Source organism: Pseudoalteromonas rubra, from assembly GCF_000238295.3.
In the GTDB taxonomy this organism is placed as follows: domain Bacteria; phylum Pseudomonadota; class Gammaproteobacteria; order Enterobacterales; family Alteromonadaceae; genus Pseudoalteromonas; species Pseudoalteromonas rubra.
Map to the genome: position 1 here is coordinate 1 of NZ_AHCD03000040.1, position 18,808 is coordinate 18,808.

Annotated in this window: 13 protein-coding genes, 11 tRNA genes and 1 pseudogene; 5 read left to right on the top strand and 20 right to left on the bottom strand. The window is 47.3% G+C overall.

Annotated features, from left to right (window positions below; all coding sequences use genetic code 11):
* The 15 genes from rsxC to PRUB_RS19335 form a co-directional block, all read right to left on the bottom strand.
* Window positions 1–2,612, bottom strand: a 2,612-nt coding sequence (rsxC, locus tag PRUB_RS19265) for an electron transport complex subunit RsxC (protein ID WP_242065262.1), incomplete at its 3' end; no start/stop codon positions are given.
* A 9-nt stretch (window positions 2,613–2,621) separates the two neighbouring features.
* A complete protein-coding gene (gene rsxB / locus PRUB_RS19270; RefSeq protein WP_010386489.1) occupies window positions 2,622–3,179 on the bottom strand; it encodes an electron transport complex subunit RsxB in 558 nt (185 codons plus the stop codon).
* Window position 3,180: 1 nt separating this feature from the next.
* Entirely contained in the window at window positions 3,181–3,762 is a 582-nt protein-coding gene (gene rsxA / locus PRUB_RS19275) for an electron transport complex subunit RsxA (protein WP_010386487.1), read from the bottom strand.
* 172 nt (window positions 3,763–3,934) lie between these two features.
* Window positions 3,935–5,878: an EAL domain-containing protein gene (locus tag PRUB_RS19280; RefSeq protein ID WP_010386485.1), complete on the bottom strand. Its 1,944-nt coding sequence runs from the start codon at window positions 5,876–5,878 to the stop codon at window positions 3,935–3,937.
* 195 nt (window positions 5,879–6,073) lie between these two features.
* A tRNA-Asn gene (locus PRUB_RS19285) sits at window positions 6,074–6,150 on the bottom strand.
* A 19-nt stretch (window positions 6,151–6,169) separates the two neighbouring features.
* Window positions 6,170–6,246: transfer RNA gene (locus PRUB_RS19290), tRNA-Asn, on the bottom strand.
* 19 nt (window positions 6,247–6,265) lie between these two features.
* A tRNA-Asn gene (locus PRUB_RS19295) sits at window positions 6,266–6,342 on the bottom strand.
* A gap of 19 nt (window positions 6,343–6,361) precedes the next feature.
* Window positions 6,362–6,438: transfer RNA gene (locus PRUB_RS19300), tRNA-Asn, on the bottom strand.
* A gap of 19 nt (window positions 6,439–6,457) precedes the next feature.
* Window positions 6,458–6,534: transfer RNA gene (locus PRUB_RS19305), tRNA-Asn, on the bottom strand.
* 19 nt (window positions 6,535–6,553) lie between these two features.
* Window positions 6,554–6,630, bottom strand: a tRNA-Asn gene (locus PRUB_RS19310).
* A gap of 19 nt (window positions 6,631–6,649) precedes the next feature.
* A tRNA-Asn gene (locus PRUB_RS19315) sits at window positions 6,650–6,726 on the bottom strand.
* 19 nt (window positions 6,727–6,745) lie between these two features.
* Window positions 6,746–6,822, bottom strand: a tRNA-Asn gene (locus PRUB_RS19320).
* Window positions 6,823–6,844: 22 nt separating this feature from the next.
* Window positions 6,845–6,921: transfer RNA gene (locus PRUB_RS19325), tRNA-Asn, on the bottom strand.
* A gap of 34 nt (window positions 6,922–6,955) precedes the next feature.
* Window positions 6,956–7,032 (bottom strand) — tRNA-Asn (locus PRUB_RS19330).
* A 19-nt stretch (window positions 7,033–7,051) separates the two neighbouring features.
* Window positions 7,052–7,128, bottom strand: a tRNA-Asn gene (locus tag PRUB_RS19335).
* 1,138 nt (window positions 7,129–8,266) lie between these two features.
* On the opposite strand from PRUB_RS19335, the pseudogene PRUB_RS19340 reads away from it, so the two are divergent.
* The 3 genes and pseudogenes from PRUB_RS19340 to uvrB form a co-directional block, all read left to right on the top strand.
* Window positions 8,267–8,674 (top strand): annotated as a pseudogene (locus PRUB_RS19340) (MATE family efflux transporter); the annotation flags it as partial.
* Window positions 8,675–9,812: 1,138 nt separating this feature from the next.
* Window positions 9,813–11,192, top strand: a complete 1,380-nt coding sequence (locus PRUB_RS19345; RefSeq protein ID WP_040645576.1) for an MATE family efflux transporter — start codon at window positions 9,813–9,815, stop codon at window positions 11,190–11,192.
* On the top strand, window positions 11,189–13,201 hold the full coding sequence (uvrB, locus tag PRUB_RS19350; RefSeq protein ID WP_010386482.1) for an excinuclease ABC subunit UvrB: 2,013 nt from the start codon (window positions 11,189–11,191) through the stop codon (window positions 13,199–13,201). The genes PRUB_RS19345 and uvrB overlap by 4 nt, the downstream gene beginning before the upstream one ends.
* Before the next feature lie 42 nt (window positions 13,202–13,243).
* Here the strand turns inward: uvrB and PRUB_RS19355 are convergent, their stop codons facing one another.
* A complete protein-coding gene (locus PRUB_RS19355; RefSeq protein WP_010386480.1) occupies window positions 13,244–13,840 on the bottom strand; it encodes a porin family protein in 597 nt (198 codons plus the stop codon).
* Between the two features lie 121 nt (window positions 13,841–13,961).
* Window positions 13,962–14,798 (bottom strand): LysR substrate-binding domain-containing protein, encoded by an 837-nt coding sequence (locus PRUB_RS19360; RefSeq protein ID WP_010386479.1) that lies wholly within the window; start codon window positions 14,796–14,798, stop codon window positions 13,962–13,964.
* A gap of 104 nt (window positions 14,799–14,902) precedes the next feature.
* Between PRUB_RS19360 and PRUB_RS19365 the strand changes: the two genes are divergently transcribed.
* Window positions 14,903–15,559: a glutathione S-transferase family protein gene (locus tag PRUB_RS19365; protein ID WP_040645585.1), complete on the top strand. Its 657-nt coding sequence runs from the start codon at window positions 14,903–14,905 to the stop codon at window positions 15,557–15,559.
* A gap of 97 nt (window positions 15,560–15,656) precedes the next feature.
* Window positions 15,657–16,133, top strand: a complete 477-nt coding sequence (locus PRUB_RS19370; protein WP_010386476.1) for a GNAT family N-acetyltransferase — start codon at window positions 15,657–15,659, stop codon at window positions 16,131–16,133.
* An 11-nt stretch (window positions 16,134–16,144) separates the two neighbouring features.
* On the opposite strand, the gene PRUB_RS19375 is transcribed toward PRUB_RS19370, so the two are convergent.
* The 3 genes from PRUB_RS19375 to PRUB_RS19385 form a co-directional block, all read right to left on the bottom strand.
* A complete protein-coding gene (locus tag PRUB_RS19375) occupies window positions 16,145–17,341 on the bottom strand; it encodes an iron-containing alcohol dehydrogenase (RefSeq protein WP_010386475.1) in 1,197 nt (398 codons plus the stop codon).
* Window positions 17,342–17,486: 145 nt separating this feature from the next.
* Window positions 17,487–17,846 carry a hypothetical protein gene (locus PRUB_RS19380; protein ID WP_010386474.1) on the bottom strand — a complete coding sequence of 120 codons (360 nt, stop codon included), beginning with the start codon at window positions 17,844–17,846 and terminating at the stop codon, window positions 17,487–17,489.
* A gap of 158 nt (window positions 17,847–18,004) precedes the next feature.
* Entirely contained in the window at window positions 18,005–18,769 is a 765-nt protein-coding gene (locus PRUB_RS19385; RefSeq protein WP_010386473.1) for a YdcF family protein, read from the bottom strand.
* Window positions 18,770–18,808 lie beyond the last annotated feature (39 nt).

The window sequence follows — 18,808 nt, forward strand, 5'->3', positions numbered from 1 at the left end:
GGATCTTCCGGTTCAGCGTCAGTCTCTGCAGGCTCTGCGTCTGCTTGTTGCTCTGTCTCTTTGGCGGCTTTCTTGGCCTTGGCGCGGGCAATGGCAGCTGCGACGGCGGCTTTGCGCGGATCCTCCGGCTCAGCGTCAGTCTCTGCAGGCTCTGCGTCTGCTTGTTGCTCTGTCTCTTTGGCGGCTTTCTTGGCCTTGGCGCGGGCAATGGCAGCTGCGACGGCGGCTTTGCGCGGATCTTCCGGTTCAGCGTCAGTCTCTGCAGGCTCTGCGTCTGCTTGTTGCTCGGCCTCTTTGGCGGCTTTCTTCGCCTTAGCGCGGGCAATGGCAGCTGCAACAGCGGCCTTGCGAGGATCTTCCGGTTCAGCGTCAGTCTCTGTAGGCTCTGCGTCTGCTTGTTGCTCGGCCTCTTTGGCGGCTTTCTTCGCCTTAGCACGGGCAATGGCAGCTGCAACGGCGGCCTTGCGCGGATCTTCCGGTTCAGAGTCAGTCTCTGCGTTTGCTTGTTGCTCTGTCTCTTTGGCGGCTTTCTTGGCCTTGGCGCGGGCAATGGCAGCTGCGACGGCGGCTTTGCGCGGATCCTCCGGCTCAGCGTCAGTCTCTGCAGGCTCTGCGTCTGCTTGTTGCTCTGTCTCTTTGGCGGCTTTCTTCGCCTTAGCACGGGCAATGGCAGCTGCAACGGCGGCTTTGCGCGGATCGCTGTCTGCCTCGTCGCTTTGTTGTTGCGCTGGCTGATCATCCTGTTGCGCCGCTTTTTTGGCTTTAGCACGTGCTATTGCGGCAGCGACAGCTGCTTTACGCGGGTCGTCGGTTGCTGTTTGCGGTTCAGCTGTTTCATTTTGTTGGGCCGCTTTCTTGGCCTTGGCGCGTGCTATCGCGGCAGCAACGGCGTCTTTGCGCGATCCTTCTCCACCGGCATGCATCTCAGGTGAAGCCTGGGCGTCTTTGTCTGCTTTATACTGGCGCGCTTTTTCTTTTCGTTTAGCGCGCTCCAGCGCGACCTCTGAATTGTCTGGTTCCAGTGTGCCATCGGCGGCTTTTTTAGCCTTTGCTCTTTCGATGGCGGCCTGCACTGCCGACTGACTGTCTTTTTTCTGTTTAACGCGTTCCATTGCCGCACTGACTTTGTCTTGTTGCTCGGCATTGCGAGGGGTGCTGCGTGCTGGCCGTTTATGACGATTCTGGCGCTCTTCTTGATCGCGTTCGAGTCGCTCTTTACGTGCCTCAAAGCGTTCTTTAGCCCGCTCAGCCTTTACTTTTTCGAGCTTCTGTTCGCGGATTTCGGCTTTGGCTACGCGATAATATTGTACCAGTGGAATTTCACTTGGGCAGACATAGGCACAGGCACCACATTCGATACAGTCGAACAGGTTATGCTCTTCGAGTTTGTCGTACTCTTTACCTTTGGCAAACCATTGTAACTGCTGTGGCAGCAGCGTTTGTGGGCAGGCGTCGGCACAGGCACTACAGCGAATACAAGCTTGCTCGGGGCCGGCAACAGCCAGCTCCTGGTTATCCGGAGCCAGAATACAGTTGGTGGTTTTTACCACCGGGATCCGTACCGTTGGCAGAGTAAAGCCCATCATAGGTCCACCCATGATGACGCGTTGGTCAGTAACGGGTTCAAAGCCCTGGCAGGTAAGTAAGTGCTTAATTTCAGTGCCCAGCAAGGCCCAGACATTTTGTGGTGTCTGGATGGTGTTACCGGTTATGGTCACCACACGTTCAATCAGAGGTTTGCCTTTAGACACGGCTTCGCTAACAGCGAACAAAGTGCCGACATTCTGCACCAGAACACCGACATCTGCTGGGATCCCGCCACTGGGGACTTCTTTCGAAGTAAGCACTTGTATTAGCTGCTTTTCACCACCCGAGGGGTATTTGACGGGCAGGCTGCGGATGAGAATCTTACTGTTATGTGCCGCAGCGGCTGTCATGGCCTCAATGGCTTCGGGTTTATTGGTTTCGATACCCACCAGGACATATTCAGGATTAAGCAGATGCTGCATAATCTCGATGCCCTGCACAATTTGCTCGGCATGTTCGCGCATCAACAGATCATCTGCAGTGATATACGGCTCACATTCCACGCCATTGACCACTAAAAACTCGATGGGCTTATGCTTAGCGCTGTCGGCCTTTACATAGGTTGGGAAACCGGCACCACCCATTCCGGCAATACCGGCATGATGAATAATGTCGATCAAGGCCTGATTGTCTAACTGCTTATAGTCTGCCACCGGGTTAAGCTTACACCAGCGGTCCTCGCCATCTGGGGTGAGGACGATACTTAGCTCAGGTAGCGCAGAAGGGTGCGCAGAAGGCATTGGCTTGATATCACTGATCACACCGGACGTCGGGGCATGTACCGGTAATGACCAGTTTGCGCCCGGGCGGGTTAATGCCTGGCCTTTATGTACGGTATCTCCCTTATTGACCAGCAGCTGGCCGTTGGCACCTATGTGTTGCTTCAGGGGGAGCACCAGATAATCGGGCAGGGGAATACGACCAATACTCGCCTGGTTTGACACAGATTTTTGCTCCGGTGGATGAATACCACCGGGAAACTGCCACAATTTACCGTGTTCAATTTGTTCAAGTAAAGTTTCCACTTAACCCTCTTAGTCGATTTGCTTTACAGGAATAGCATCTATCTGCCATTTCCAGGTTTGTACGGTTTGTGCCACCGGGATCATATCAATACAATCGACAGGGCAGGGGTCAACACACAGGTCACAGCCGGTACATTCATCGGCAATGACAGTGTGCATCTGGCGAGTCGCACCAACAATGGCATCAACCGGGCAGGCCTGAATACATTTCGTGCAGCCAATGCATTCATCTTCGCGTATATAGGCGACTTTTTTAATGGGCTCTGCCTCTTCACCACCTGCCAGCGGTTTGGCTTCAACCCCCATTAAGTCGGCGAGTTTTTTGACCGTCGCTTCACCACCCGGTGGGCATTTATTGACGTCGTCACCGTTAGCAATGGCTTCTGCATAAGGACGACACCCCGGATAGCCACATTGACCACATTGTGTTTGGGGTAGAATGGCATCTACTTGGTCAACAATGGGGTTGCTTTCAACCCGATACTTTACGGCTGCGTAGCCGAGAATAAGGCCAAATACCAGCGCCAGCGCGCCGATGGCGATAAGTGCGTAAAAAAATAGTGTCATCTCAGAACTTCACCAATCCAGAAAAACCCATAAAGGCCAGTGACATCAGTCCGGCAGTGATCATGGCTATCGATGCGCCTTTAAATGGTGCGGGCACATCTGCGACTGCCAGGCGTTCTCGTAACGCGGCAAATAAAACCAGCACTAATGAAAAGCCCACAGCGGCACCGAAACCGTACACTGCGGAGCCGATAAATGTGTGGTCATTTTTGATGTTAAGTAGTGCGACCCCTAATACTGCGCAGTTGGTGGTGATCAGAGGTAAAAAGATACCAAGCAATCGGTACAAAGTTGGGCTGGTCTTGCGAACGACCATCTCTGTGAATTGCACTACTACAGCAATCACTAAAATAAAGCTCATTGTGCGCAGGAAGGTAAGATCCAGGGGAAGCAAAATGTACTGATTAACCAGATAACTTGTGACGGATGCCAGTGTCAGTACAAAGGTTGTCGCAAGTGACATGCCGATGGCAGTCTCCAGTTTGCCCGACACACCCATAAATGGGCATAAACCCAGGAATTGCACCAATACAAAGTTATTTACCAACACTGTGCCAATAAGCAACAGAATATACTCTGTCATGCTTGCCCCTTAGTGTGAATGAATTTACAGAGAACCAGAATAGACTGAGAATTCTAACAATTTCGGGCCAGAGATCACAGTATTTAGCCAGGTGAGAGGAGGGAAAGTTTGTTAAAAATGGCTATTAAAGTTGACAATAGGGCAATAAACTTGCCCTGTTGTCATCAGAGTGTCAAACTTCTTTTGGCTTTTCGATGTAGTAGCCCTGAACACCGTCAAGGCATAAGGTCTCAACAATGTGCTTTTCTTCCTGGCTTTCGACCCCTTCGGCAAACACACTGACTCCAATGCGATGCGCAAGGTCGACCATCAGACGCATGAAGTACTGGTTATTTTTATCTTCTTCCAGGCCGCGGGTGTAGCTCGCATCCATCTTAATAAAGTCAGGTTTCAGGTCGCGGAAGAACTTAAAGGAGGTGAGCCCAACACCGAAACGTTCAACTGTGATACGGGCACCAACCCGGTGTACCATATCGATAAAGCGTTTACTGGCTTTAATATTCTGTTGCAAGCCAAATTCGCTGACTTCAAAAATAAGCTTAGATGCCAGGTTGGCTTCTTTTAACAGCCGGCGCTCAAGCCAGATAACAAACTGATCACTGTGGGCACTGGATGCTGTGACATTGATACCGAAGAACTTTTCATTGAAATTGCGAGATTTAATCATCTCAATCGAGGTATCAATGATGAGCTGATCAATTTCTACAGCCATTTCTAACTTTTCTGCCATCGCCAGGAAAGACGCGGTAGGCAGCATTTGCCCATCCTCGGTTTTAAAGCGTGCCTGTATTTCGGCATACGCTTTAACATTTTTTCCGATCGGCATGATGTTTTGCATCATCAGCATAACCCGACGGCTTTCAATGACTTCGCGGATAACGCGTCGCCAGTTTTGATTACCAAATCCGGCACCAACATTATTAACCAGGTCCGTTTCTCGCTGCAGGTGCCAGGCATTGGCTTGCTTGCTCTGTGCCATACTCATGGCGTTATCCACAACAGATAGTAATTCACCTAACGGCTTACCTGATTCGTAAGGCACAATACCTGTGTTGGCAACGGAGCTTAATTCCTGGTTTTGCTGATACTGAGTAAATCTGGCTTGCAGGGTTTCGCCAAAACGTTCGGCTTCTTTCGACGGAATATTCGGTAAAATAACGGCAAAGTCGGAGCTGTTGAGGCGGAACACCTGACTGCCCGTGTAGGTACCACTAACATGCTTAACAATGTCAGCAATCCCTTTAATATATAAATCGCCTTTTTGATAACCCCGGGTCTGGTTAATCATTTGCAGCTCGCTACAACGCACCATGGCCAGTGAACCAAAGCTCTTATCGCTGGCAGATTCGATCTGGTGTTCGTAGTACTCAACAAACATATTACGGTTACCAAGACCGGTCACCACATCTTTATAGGCTTCTTGCTTGATTGTCTGGGCAGCTGATTTAATGTCTTCCTGTTTGCTCTTCAGAAAGTGAGCAAGCCGGTTGAATGAAGGGGCCAGCTCAGCGCCCAATTCAGCCACTTTATTAGTATTGAAATCCTGATCTATGCTTTCAGACACTTGGTTTTGGGTAATATAGATGTCAACCGCATCGGCAACGGTCATACTGACATTACGATTTAGCTTGCGATAAATGGTCTTCATATAAAAGATAGGGAAAAAGGCCATCAGAGCTGAGATAATGATCATAAAAATCATAGCTTGTTGCAGCAATTCTGCCTGACTCTCTACATTGATCAGGAATTCTATTTTAATGTCTTTACTCTTATTGACCGCAAATTGTGGCCGGATAGAGTTCATAGTATCTGCGATGATACCTGCCAGTACTGGCATTTCACTCTGAGTATTGATATTCAAAACGGTTTGTCCGGCAAAATCGCGGACAATAAAAGAAGAAAATACGTTGCCACTGCCTAAAGATAAGCGTATGTGCTCAGGCGTGACATCCGCCATGGTTTTTTCCTGAATATAGTTACTCACCATGCTTTGTGCATTTTGCTGGGCTCTGCTGACGGCGTTATCAAAGCTGCTTGCGATCAAGAAGCTACCAAGCGCAGAAAAAACAATCCAGGAAATGAGCTGGAGAAATATGAGTTTTTTAAAACCTGCCATTGTTATTCATCTACCTGAAATTGGGATTAAATTCCATTCGTCGACTGACTTGCATCAGCAGCTTTTTTGAGGAGTGAAATAGCCGCCTAGAATGCCTGTAGGGTAGAGCATTCATTAGAAAAAGTCTAATATATTCGAACAATTGCCAAAAAGATGTAAAAGAAAAATAAGAACAATTAGAAGAGAGTAGTAGGTTGGCTCCCCCTCCCCGACTCGAACGGGGGACCTGCGGATTAACAGTCCGTCGCTCTAACCAACTGAGCTAAGGGGGAATCGTTTACATTGAAAGATTGGCTCCCCCTCCCCGACTCGAACGGGGGACCTGCGGATTAACAGTCCGTCGCTCTAACCAACTGAGCTAAGGGGGAATCGTTTACATTGAAAGATTGGCTCCCCCTCCCCGACTCGAACGGGGGACCTGCGGATTAACAGTCCGTCGCTCTAACCAACTGAGCTAAGGGGGAATCGTTTACATTGAAAGATTGGCTCCCCCTCCCCGACTCGAACGGGGGACCTGCGGATTAACAGTCCGTCGCTCTAACCAACTGAGCTAAGGGGGAATCGTTTACATTGAAAGATTGGCTCCCCCTCCCCGACTCGAACGGGGGACCTGCGGATTAACAGTCCGTCGCTCTAACCAACTGAGCTAAGGGGGAATCGTTTACATTGAAAGATTGGCTCCCCCTCCCCGACTCGAACGGGGGACCTGCGGATTAACAGTCCGTCGCTCTAACCAACTGAGCTAAGGGGGAATCGTTTACATTGAAAGATTGGCTCCCCCTCCCCGACTCGAACGGGGGACCTGCGGATTAACAGTCCGTCGCTCTAACCAACTGAGCTAAGGGGGAATCGTTTACATTGAAAGATTGGCTCCCCCTCCCCGACTCGAACGGGGGACCTGCGGATTAACAGTCCGTCGCTCTAACCAACTGAGCTAAGGGGGAACAAATATGAACTTACTCTAAATGGCTCCCCCTCCCCGACTCGAACGGGGGACCTGCGGATTAACAGTCCGTCGCTCTAACCAACTGAGCTAAGGGGGAACTTCTAGAGTATAAACGATAGGCCAATAAAAAGTGGCTCCCCCTCCCCGACTCGAACGGGGGACCTGCGGATTAACAGTCCGTCGCTCTAACCAACTGAGCTAAGGGGGAATCGTTTACATTGAAAGATTGGCTCCCCCTCCCCGACTCGAACGGGGGACCTGCGGATTAACAGTCCGTCGCTCTAACCAACTGAGCTAAGGGGGAAGCATGTCTCTCAACGGGGCGAAATATTAATGACCGCTAGGCAAGGTGTCAACAATAAAAATCATTGAATTGTAAAAAAGCAGTCCGTTCGCTGAATTAATGCGCGATTTACCCCTTTTTTAGCTGCCTGATAAGCTATCTTGATGGTATTAGCTGTAACTGTGGACGTCGAGCAGAGGATTCGGCCCAGTCACGAAATGTATAATTTTTGGTGTTTATGTCTTATTTTTGTTCGAAGAGAGTTTTTTTTACACTTTAGTTGGGATCAATAATGCTTGCCTTGCGCGATCCGGGAAAGATCTCGGAAATGATCGAATAACAATCCAGTATAATTGGAATTTATTGCACAAAAATTACTCAATATATACAGAATTATTGCATATAAATGTTGTGAAATATTAAAAGTTATTGTAAGTCAATGGTTTATGTTGGTTTTGCGTGTTTTGCCTCAAATTTGCAATATTCTAATATTGGTCTAATAGGCTGTGATCTTGCTCTGAATTGTGGCCTGATCCCCGCCTGGCAGTGATAGGATCATCGCATGTGTCACGATCCTTTGTCTGGATCGTAGGCTAGGCCTTTATTTTTAAAGGCTGCGATAAGTTATCCACGGAATCTGTGGATAACATTGTTTATTAAACTTTAAAAAGTCTTACAAAGCCAGTTATTCCGGGGCATAGCGACGATGCAAGGGTTTTGGTGAAAAATATTTTGTTGTTATTATTCAATATCTTATTTAATTTGCACCAATCTGGAATGAGAAATGCACAATATGACGGATTTATTTCCTGCCAGCACCAACAATGTGCAAAAAGTAACCCGAATCAAGTTCTGATACGATAAAAAACCGACTTTTTCCTAAATATGTTTGAGTTGGAGTGAAATACCCCAATAAAACAATTTTATTGCCCTATCCGGGCGGGGTGAGCATCGTGGCATAACTTGTTTGCTGTGTTACGGGTTCGTGTATGGCCAATTTAGCACAAGCACATTGAGGCCCAGGCAAAATGCAATAAAGTGCGACATCTATATAGACAGGTTGTACGTATAGTATCTACCTATAAATGGCTGTTTAATTGAGTGCATCACAGAGGGTGATCCATTAGAATACCCGCTTCTACATGAGGTAAAGCAAACTATGTCCGCAGTTCGTCAATCAAGTCCAGGTAGTGATATTCTCAACGGGTCAATCGCCCTAACGCTCAGACGTATGACCGTCCCTATGATATTTGGCATGATCACTCTGATGAGTTTTAACTTAATTGATACCTTTTTCATTAGTTTGCTAGGTACTGAGCCGCTGGCAGCAGTCAGCTTTACTTTCCCTGTCACCTTTACTGTCATCAGTCTTGCAATCGGACTTGGTATTGGTACCTCGGCGGTCATTGCTAAAGCTTTGGGCGCTAATAACATGGATGAAGCTAAGTTTGATGGGTTTGTCGCTTTATTAGTCTCCGCGGTGATGGTGGCTGTTTTGTCGGTCATAGGCTTCGTGTTGATTGAGCCTATATTCACGTTACTGGGCGCAAGTCCGCAAACCATGCCTTGCATGTCTCTCAACGGGGCGAAATATTAATGACCGCTAGGCAAGGTGTCAACAATAAAAATCATTGAATTGTAAAAAAGCAGTCCGTTCGCTGAATTAATGCGCGATTTACCCCTTTTTTAGCTGCCTGATAAGCTATCTTGATGGTATTAGCTGTAACTGTGGACGTCGAGCAGAGGATTCGGCCCAGTCACGAAATGTATAATTTTTGGTGTTTATGTCTTATTTTTGTTCGAAGAGAGTTTTTTTTACACTTTAGTTGGGATCAATAATGCTTGCCTTGCGCGATCCGGGAAAGATCTCGGAAATGATCGAATAACAATCCAGTATAATTGGAATTTATTGCACAAAAATTACTCAATATATACAGAATTATTGCATATAAATGTTGTGAAATATTAAAAGTTATTGTAAGTCAATGGTTTATGTTGGTTTTGCGTGTTTTGCCTCAAATTTGCAATATTCTAATATTGGTCTAATAGGCTGTGATCTTGCTCTGAATTGTGGCCTGATCCCCGCCTGGCAGTGATAGGATCATCGCATGTGTCACGATCCTTTGTCTGGATCGTAGGCTAGGCCTTTATTTTTAAAGGCTGCGATAAGTTATCCACGGAATCTGTGGATAACATTGTTTATTAAACTTTAAAAAGTCTTACAAAGCCAGTTATTCCGGGGCATAGCGACGATGCAAGGGTTTTGGTGAAAAATATTTTGTTGTTATTATTCAATATCTTATTTAATTTGCACCAATCTGGAATGAGAAATGCACAATATGACGGATTTATTTCCTGCCAGCACCAACAATGTGCAAAAAGTAACCCGAATCAAGTTCTGATACGATAAAAAACCGACTTTTTCCTAAATATGTTTGAGTTGGAGTGAAATACCCCAATAAAACAATTTTATTGCCCTATCCGGGCGGGGTGAGCATCGTGGCATAACTTGTTTGCTGTGTTACGGGTTCGTGTATGGCCAATTTAGCACAAGCACATTGAGGCCCAGGCAAAATGCAATAAAGTGCGACATCTATATAGACAGGTTGTACGTATAGTATCTACCTATAAATGGCTGTTTAATTGAGTGCATCACAGAGGGTGATCCATTAGAATACCCGCTTCTACATGAGGTAAAGCAAACTATGTCCGCAGTTCGTCAATCAAGTCCAGGTAGTGATATTCTCAACGGGTCAATCGCCCTAACGCTCAGACGTATGACCGTCCCTATGATATTTGGCATGATCACTCTGATGAGTTTTAACTTAATTGATACCTTTTTCATTAGTTTGCTAGGTACTGAGCCGCTGGCAGCAGTCAGCTTTACTTTCCCTGTCACCTTTACTGTCATCAGTCTTGCAATCGGACTTGGTATTGGTACCTCGGCGGTCATTGCTAAAGCTTTGGGCGCTAATAACATGGATGAAGCTAAGTTTGATGGGTTTGTCGCTTTATTAGTCTCCGCGGTGATGGTGGCTGTTTTGTCGGTCATAGGCTTCGTGTTGATTGAGCCTATATTCACGTTACTGGGCGCAAGTCCGCAAACCATGCCTTATATCTATGACTATATTTCGATTTGGTTTGCAGGGGCTGTATTTTTAATTATGCCGATGATAGGCAACTCTATCCTCAGGGCCAGTGGAGATACGAAAACGCCAAGCCTGATTATGGGCCTGGGTGGATTGATTAATGCGATCCTGGACCCCTTGCTTATTTTTGGTTACGGTCCATTTCCTGAACTCGGCGTGAAAGGTGCTGCGATAGCCAGTGTGATAGCCTGGAGCGTTGGTGTTGTATTTATTCTCTATTTACTGGCGGTTAAGAAGCGTTTACTACAATTCTCCAGTCCCCAGCAGAGCATTTTTCAGGCGACCAGTAAAATACTCAAGATTGGCTTGCCAGCGGCCGGGGCGAATATGCTGACGCCAATTGCCATGGCAGTCATGACCGCAATCATTGCCACTTATGGCGCAGAAGCTGTGGCGGCATTTGGTGTTGGCAGTCGGATAGAATCTATTGCCAGCCTTGTGGTATTGGCGCTGTCTATGACCTTACCTCCTTTCGTGAGTCAGAATTTCGGTGCTCAGAAATATCAGCGTGTTGAAGATGCTTATCGTACTACTTTGAAATTCGTGATGGCATGGCAATTTGCAATCTACATCTTGCTTATTGCAGCTTCACACTGGATCAGTCAGGCATTTGGTGATGAGCCTCAGGTGATCGACATCATTAAACTATTTATCTATACCTTGCCTCTGAGCTATGGTTTGCAAGGGGTCATCATTCTCACTAATTCGTCGTTTAATGCATTACATAAGCCTATGCGGGCATTAGTTTTGAGCATCGTTCGTCTATTTATATTTTATGTGCCCTGTGCCTATTTGGGGTCACATTTTGCTGGTATTCAGGGACTGTTTATCGGTGCTGCAATTGGTAACCTGTTCACTGCCATGTTGGCGTATAGGTGGTTTACGAGTACCCTAAATGCGATGCAAGTGGGCCAACCTCAGGAGAAAACAGTATGAGTGATGTATTTGACCTGGTTTCCGAGTTTTCACCCAATGGCGATCAGCCTACTGCCATCGCCCAGTTGTGCGACGGATTAGAAGCTGGCCTGGCACACCAGACTTTGCTGGGGGCAACCGGTACTGGTAAAACCTTTACCATGGCCAATATTATTCATAACTTGAATCGACCAACCATTATTATGGCGCACAACAAAACACTCGCGGCGCAGTTGTATGGTGAGATGAAAGAGTTTTTCCCCAATAATGCCGTCGAGTATTTTGTCTCATATTATGATTATTATCAGCCTGAGGCCTATGTCGTTGCCAGTGATACCTTTATAGAGAAAGATGCCTCAATCAATGAACATATTGAACAAATGCGTTTGTCAGCGACAAAAGCCTTGTTGGAGCGTCGGGATACGATCATTGTTGCTTCGGTTTCTGCGATTTATGGTTTGGGCGACCCAGACTCATACATGAAAATGATGCTGTTGCTTAAAGTGGGTGAAACCATGGAGCAACGGGCTATGCTGAGACGCCTGGCGGAACTGCAATATACCCGCAACGACATGGATTTTAGTCGTGGTACATATCGGGTCAGGGGAGAAGTCATTGATATCTTCCCGGCAGAATCGGATACCTATGCGATCCGGGTGGAAATGTTCGATGAAGAAATTGAACGGATCAGTATGTTTGACCCGCTCACCGGTGCTGTTGAAAAGCACTTAGTGCGTGCCACGATTTACCCAAAAACTCACTACGTCACGCCGCGCGAGAAAATCTTAGATGCGATTGAGAAAATCAAACTGGAACTCAAAGAGCGTCGCAATAAATTGTTGACCGACAATCGGCTGGTAGAGGAGCAGCGGGTTGCCCAACGTACGCAATATGATATTGAGATGATGACCGAGCTTGGCTATTGCTCAGGCATTGAGAACTATAGCCGTTATTTATCTGGTCGAGCACCCGGCGAGCCGCCGCCAACCTTACTGGATTATTTACCTGACGACGCGCTGATGATCATTGATGAGTCTCATGTCACGGTGTCACAGATAGGCGCCATGTATAAGGGAGATCGCAGCCGTAAAGAAAACCTGGTTGAATATGGCTTCAGATTGCCCTCTGCCATGGATAACCGTCCCCTCAAATTTGAAGAGTTTGAGGCGATAGCACCGCAAACGATTTATGTATCGGCGACACCGGGTGATTATGAAATCGAGCGCTCGAGCGGGGAGGTCGCTGAGCAGGTGATCCGTCCGACAGGATTACTCGACCCTATATTGGAAGTGCGGCCTGTTGCGACTCAGGTTGATGATCTGCTCTCGGAAATCTATCGACGGGTTGAACAGCAGGAGCGGGTGCTCGTTACAACGCTGACAAAGCGCATGGCGGAAGACTTGACCGATTACCTCAATGATCATGATGTCCGGGTGCGTTATTTACACTCGGACATAGATACAGTGGAGCGTATGGAGATTATCCGTGATTTGCGCAAAGGCGTCTTTGATGTGTTAGTTGGCATTAACTTACTTCGAGAGGGTCTGGATATGCCTGAAGTGTCACTGGTGGCTATCCTGGATGCAGATAAAGAGGGCTTTTTACGCTCGACCCGATCTCTTATCCAGACAATAGGCCGGGCTGCACGACACATTAACGGTAAAGCGATTTTGTATGGTGACGTGGTAACCAAGTCTATGCGTAAGGCAATCGATGAAACGGAGAGACGTCGTGCTATTCAACATGCTTATAATGAAAAGCATGGCCTGAAACCACAAGCCCTGGTTAAAAAGATCACTGATGTGATGGACTTAGGTGAAGAAGTGTCGCCAGAAGAAGCTGCGAAGATTTCGAAAACACAGAAACAACCTATGGTTGCCAAGCAGGGTCAGAGTGTGACTGAACTCACAGAGCAGATAAAGCAATTGGAGGCTCAGATGATGCAGTATGCGCGCGAACTGGAGTTTGAGAAAGCGGCGAGTATACGGGATGAAGTGCAGCTATTGCAGCAGCAATTATTACAGAGCTAATATTAAACGCGCAGCCTGTAGCTGCGCGTTTTACTTCTTTATTTAGAAGCGATAACTGATACCTACGCCCAAACTTGAGGTATCTAGGTCGCCCATATCCATATATTGGATAGCCGCATTAACTGACAGACCACTGTCCCAGTCGTATTGCCAGCCGGCCTCTGCTAAAAAGCTGACACCATCTTCTTCGACCATGTTTTTACCTTTGTAGCCAATTTCGTAATCGTAATAGTGTGCACCGACCTTACCGTATAAGTAGTTATTCTCGGTGAGCTGATACTGGCCTTTTACTGCAAGTACAAAGTTGTCATAGTCCAGCTCGTTTGCGCCGATTTCAAATAGCGCCTTGTCATTGCGTGTACAGGTAAATTTGTCGTCGTTGTCATCTGTACATTTCCACTCATCTGCTTCCATACCTGTGTTGATACCCGCTTCCAGCGCCCAGGTAGAATCATACTGATAGTTATAATATGCATAAACATGCGTAACGCCATCCCCATCCTGATCAGAGCTTTTATAAGAAGCGCTGCCGCCGAATAGTTGTGCACCTACGCGGTGTTGTTCATCATGTTGTGCAGCCTGTGATGCAAAAGAGGCTGAAACTGCAAAAACGAGTGTGAGGAGAGATAAAGATTTCATTGCTGTCATTCCGTTTGATTAACTTGCTGACAAGTTTAAGCGGACTCCTTGTGAGAGTCTGTTTGTGGCCTGTCATAAAATGTAAGCGCATGTAGGGTGAATGTGAGCAAAGATTAATGGACTAATCAATAAGTTGGATTGCATCACAGATGGTGCGTAGATCATCTTCCTTCACCGGGTTAGCAGTCGTATTACTTCTGATTAGAACGACTTCAATGGCTGGGAGAGCAGGGAGACCTGAGTGGGTAATGATATTAAGATCCTGTGCGCTACTTCTTGCCAATGCACCTACCGCCAGGTCCGCTTTTACCAATGCGCGTAAAGCTGAAGCGCTGCCACAATTTGCGATGACTTTAAAGGCTCGTTCCTGTTTCATCAGGCCTTCCGTGGCTGCCTGATGAAAGCGGCAATCTCTCTGGAATATGGCCAGAGGCAGCGGAACTTGGGAGCTTGGTGTCCCTACCCAGACCCCTTGATCATGATAGAGGAGTAACCCTTCCTCAGAACCCGGACTGCGCGTAATGATGCCTAAATCCAATTCGCCCTGGTCCAGCGCATCTTTTATTCGGTTACTGGACATGCAGTGAATGTCCAGTTCCAGGTTTGCCCAGTGCTGATGAAGCTGGTTGACGAGTGCAGGCAAAATTGTCTCAGCGTAATCGTCAGGACATCCAAGTCTGAGCGGAGTTATGTGTTCGCTGCTACGCATGGAGGCCAGGGTATCATCGTGTAAGCGCACTAACCGTCTGGCATAGCGTATGAACGTATGTCCATCCTGAGTCAGATGCAGTTTACGACCGGACTTTTCAAATAAGGGTTTACCTACATCCTGCTGGAGCTTTTTCATCTGCATACTGATTGCTGACTGAGTTCGGTGCAACTGGCTGGCCGCCCGGGTAAAGCTGCCATTTTCGACACAGGCGATAAAGCTACGTAGAGATTCTATGTCCATATCCATAAGAGATATTGATGTTTGATATCAGAATTATCCGCTGGTTTAAGATCAATATGCAACCTAAAGTAGAGCAGCTAATAAATATATACAATGATTTGAGGATGACAATGAAACTCTATATCGGCAACAAAAACTACTCCACCTGGTCACTAAGAGCTTGGTTAATACTTGAAAGGTATAAACTAAATTTCGAGGAGGTAGCGCTTAAACTGGAGACTGAAGAATTCTACAAGGCACTGTCCGGCCTTAGCCCGACACAAAAAGTGCCAGTATTGATTGATGGTGAGCTGATTGTCTGGGAGTCGCTGGCTATTTGTGAATACATCAATGAAGCTTATTTATCAGGGGAGGCCTGGCCTGACTGCCCTAAGTTACGTGCCAGAGCACGGGCACTGAGTTCAGAAATGCACAGTGGCTTTTTAGCACTCAGAGCGGAAATGCCTATGAATATCAGGGCACAGAGGCACGTACAGTTATCGGCGGCGGCGCAAAAGGACATCGCGCGGATTGGCCAAATTTGGCAAGCGCAGCTGAGCGAATTTGACGGGTCTGGTGGTTGGCTATTTGGCAGCTGGAGTATTGCGGATGCCATGTTTGCACCTGTAGTGATGCGTTTCATAACCTATGGCGTTGACCTCGGGCCACAAGTCAAAGCTTATATGGACAAAGTGGCGGCATGTCCAGCGATGCAAAAGTGGTGTGTCGAAGCGTTGCTTGAACAGGATGTTGTGCCCGGTGATGAAGCAGGCGTACCACGTCAATAACTCAACCTGTGTCCCGTGCGCCGGAGTGTGCTGCACATTACATCCTTAATTTCATAATATACTCACTGTTGTATATCAGTTAATAATGGAGGTGCGCATGCTTATTCCGGTTGACACTCATAATCTGTCTGTTTATCTGAACTTAGCCCAGGCTTATGAGGCTGAGTTTTCAGCAATCACAAATAAAAACCCCGGCGCGGATGGCTTGTTCGCGCTAGATACTGTGCTGGAGGGGAATGTCACAGGCTATTTATGGTATGACAATGAAACGCCGGTAGGTTTGGCGGCAATCGCGCAACATCAGAAAGATGAATTTGAGGTGTGTGAGTTTTATATTGTGCCGCGATACCGTAAAGCAGGGCAGGGCGCACAATTTGCTCACACTCTTTGGGCTAATCAGCCGGGTTTATGGACTATTAAACAAATCGCTGGTGCCGAGTACGCAACGCAATTTTGGCGCAGCGCAATTGCGTCTGCCGGGATAGAGGGCATGCAAGAAGACACTTACCAGGATCCATACTGGGGTAAAGTGACGCGTCAACGGCTTCGCAACGATACTAACGAGGTAAGCTAATTTATCTCAGATCAGGCCCGGATCTGGGTTAGTATATGCTGACAATCCGGGAGTGCCATAAAGTGTGGTACTGGGTAATCCGGGTGCGCTTCGTCGAGTGCCATTCGTGCCAGTGATTGAATGTCGTCTTTGAGAACTTCTTTAAGTTGAGTCTGAATATTCAATTGTGCAAGTAAGTGAGTGATATGCGTGATGAGATCCTGTGCCTGTTGCGCTTCGGGGTAGTCCAGAGAAGTCAGACTACAGTGGCAAGCAACCTTTGCCAGCTGAGGGTGTATTCTGGCGCCATACCAGTGCAGTACAGGTAACAACAAAACGGCATTTGCTAGGCCATGTGGGGTGCCGTATCTGGCAGTAAGCTGATGTGAAATGGCATGAATATAGCCAACGGAAGTTCGGGTAAATGCCTGTCCGGCCAGAAACGAGGCATATAACAGCTTTTCTCTCGCATTTATATCCTGACCATCTTGGTAGGCCGTCGGTAAATGGGCAAATATGAGTGCACATGCCTCCAGTGCTTTGCTATCGGTGTGCTGAGTGGCATTGATACTTAATAAGGCTTCAATGGCGTGTGTGAGTGCGTCTATCGCTGTGGTGGCGGTGATCCCGGCGGGTAAACTTGTGGTGAGTTGGCTGAGTAACACTGCACGTTGAGGTACCAGGCAAAAATCGGCCGCGGCGAGTTTTCTGTTTCGTTTATCGTCATTAAATACTGCTGCAACTGTGGTTTCTGAGCCTGTGCCTGCTGTCGTCGGTATCGCGATGTTGGGTGGTAGCGTTTTAAGCACCTTAAACAGGCCAGAGAAAGCGTCGACTGAGCGATTTGGTCTGACAACACGGGCACCGATTAACTTCGCGGCATCCAATACTGATCCGCCTCCGACACTAACGATTGCCTCGCAGCGATGTTGCCGATAAGTCTGATAGCCTTTTTCAATATTCTCTATCGTGGGGTTGGCCTGAACCTGATCGTATATCACAGGACTTAAATTACGAGTGCGCAGGGCGTTGAGCACTGGGTTAATAACCTCTAACTTGTGCAGTACAGTGTCTGTGACGACCAATACCTGAGCTTTATCCGGTAAAGATAAGTCGACAATCGCATCATCCAGACCTTGTGTGCCTTGGTATAACTGAGGTGCGGGGATACCGAAAAACCTGACAATCGCTTTTAGTAAAAAATGATAGCTGCGGTAGAGAAGGTGCATGGCTTAAGCTGCTTAACTGATGTTTTATTGCACAAAAGCATAGCCGAGATTATCTGGAAATAGCAAAATTTTAGTGACAGGTGACTGAATTGTCGAAACTTTAGAAGGAAATGAGCCAGCGAGCGCTGGCCCACACAAAAGGTGCTTACACAACGCCACGTGGCAGGCGGCAGTCATGGTCCTTTTCAGCCAGCTCAATGATCCAAGCTTCTTCTGCGGTATAGCCATCATCATTGGCTTTAACAACCGTGAACGGTGCTGCTTTTTTAACAGCAGGCGCAGTGGCCTTCGTTGTTGCTTTTTTCTTTGGCGCAGCTTGTTCTGTTGCGGCTGTCCCTGAAGTTAGCTCTTCGGTCAAAGCTGCTACATCTGCCAGACGCATATTTTTGCCACCGTCAATGCTGTACCAGCCAGGCTTAGTGGTGATCTCTGGCTTTTTGCCGTTGGCGGCTTCATATGCGGCTTCAAATGCACTTAAAACTTCAGTTTTATCTAGTTTACTCATCGTAAATCCCAGTCGTGTTATACGCGGATACGCAGGTTAAGATTAAACGATATTTATACCTATTTTTGAGGTATTTTTCAATTTTTTGCGCTTTTAAGCTCTGATTCATCGCAAATCAGTGTGTGTTTAGGTGTAATGTGTCCGACTTTTGGACTAGTTCATATCGCCTGAGGGTCAATCAGACGGCGCAACGCAATCCACTGTAGCCCCAACACTTCATGTGCATAGGTGGTGACGGCTTGCAATACGGATGCACGTGCAATAAAACGTTGATAGCCAGGTGCATTCGTAAAGCTATAAAATTGTACCGGTGCAGCAATGGTATCAACGCCCTGGGCGGCGAATAAATCCTGTGCACGTGCCATATGGCTGGCAGATGTGACCAATGCCACTTCACTGTCAACTAGCCTGCTTGCAAGTAACAAAGCCTCGTCTGCCGTGTCTCTGGCCTTTGGATTTTGGATGATTTTGTTTGCAGGTGCACCTAATGCAATTGCTGTGTCAGCCATCAGGCGGCTAATAGTTGTTTTGTTGTGACCTGCGCCTGATACAATCAAAAAGGCCTTGGGGTATTGATGACTGAGCCGCAGGCCTTCTGTGAGACGAGACAAGGCACAACCAGATAGCTGTAAATTGGCTGTCAGCCTGTCATTGGCGCTAAGGCCGCAACCAAGTACAAGGATATAATCGACATCCTGATGCTGGTGAATGGGAAAAGGGCGCAATTTGGCTTCAGCGGGGCTTATCAATTTGTCTGCAACAAAAGGGGTGCTGATAGCCCAGAGGCTCAGTAAAAGCAGCCAGCTGAGCAAGTAAGATTTACGATGTGTTTTTGCAATAAATAGTAAAGCAAGCGCAAGTAATAACAGCGTTAGTGGTAAGGGCATCAAGAGTGAGCCAATGACCTTCTTCACTTCAAACATAAAATGATCCGTTTATGTAGTTTGCGCTTAGTTTACTCC

What these genes read in the sequence shown, in the direction of transcription:
- rsxB (WP_010386489.1), bottom strand. Translation starts at nt 3,179, where the DNA reads ATGACACTATTTTTTTACGCACTTATCGCCATCGGCGCGCTGGCGCTG.
- rsxA (WP_010386487.1), bottom strand. Translation starts at nt 3,762, where the DNA reads ATGACAGAGTATATTCTGTTGCTTATTGGCACAGTGTTGGTAAATAAC.
- PRUB_RS19280 (WP_010386485.1), bottom strand. Translation starts at nt 5,878, where the DNA reads ATGGCAGGTTTTAAAAAACTCATATTTCTCCAGCTCATTTCCTGGATT.
- PRUB_RS19345 (WP_040645576.1), top strand. Translation starts at nt 9,813, where the DNA reads ATGTCCGCAGTTCGTCAATCAAGTCCAGGTAGTGATATTCTCAACGGG.
- uvrB (WP_010386482.1), top strand. Translation starts at nt 11,189, where the DNA reads ATGAGTGATGTATTTGACCTGGTTTCCGAGTTTTCACCCAATGGCGAT.
- PRUB_RS19355 (WP_010386480.1), bottom strand. Translation starts at nt 13,840, where the DNA reads ATGAAATCTTTATCTCTCCTCACACTCGTTTTTGCAGTTTCAGCCTCT.
- PRUB_RS19360 (WP_010386479.1), bottom strand. Translation starts at nt 14,798, where the DNA reads ATGGATATGGACATAGAATCTCTACGTAGCTTTATCGCCTGTGTCGAA.
- PRUB_RS19365 (WP_040645585.1), top strand. Translation starts at nt 14,903, where the DNA reads ATGAAACTCTATATCGGCAACAAAAACTACTCCACCTGGTCACTAAGA.
- PRUB_RS19370 (WP_010386476.1), top strand. Translation starts at nt 15,657, where the DNA reads ATGCTTATTCCGGTTGACACTCATAATCTGTCTGTTTATCTGAACTTA.
- PRUB_RS19375 (WP_010386475.1), bottom strand. Translation starts at nt 17,341, where the DNA reads ATGCACCTTCTCTACCGCAGCTATCATTTTTTACTAAAAGCGATTGTC.
- PRUB_RS19380 (WP_010386474.1), bottom strand. Translation starts at nt 17,846, where the DNA reads ATGAGTAAACTAGATAAAACTGAAGTTTTAAGTGCATTTGAAGCCGCA.
- PRUB_RS19385 (WP_010386473.1), bottom strand. Translation starts at nt 18,769, where the DNA reads ATGTTTGAAGTGAAGAAGGTCATTGGCTCACTCTTGATGCCCTTACCA.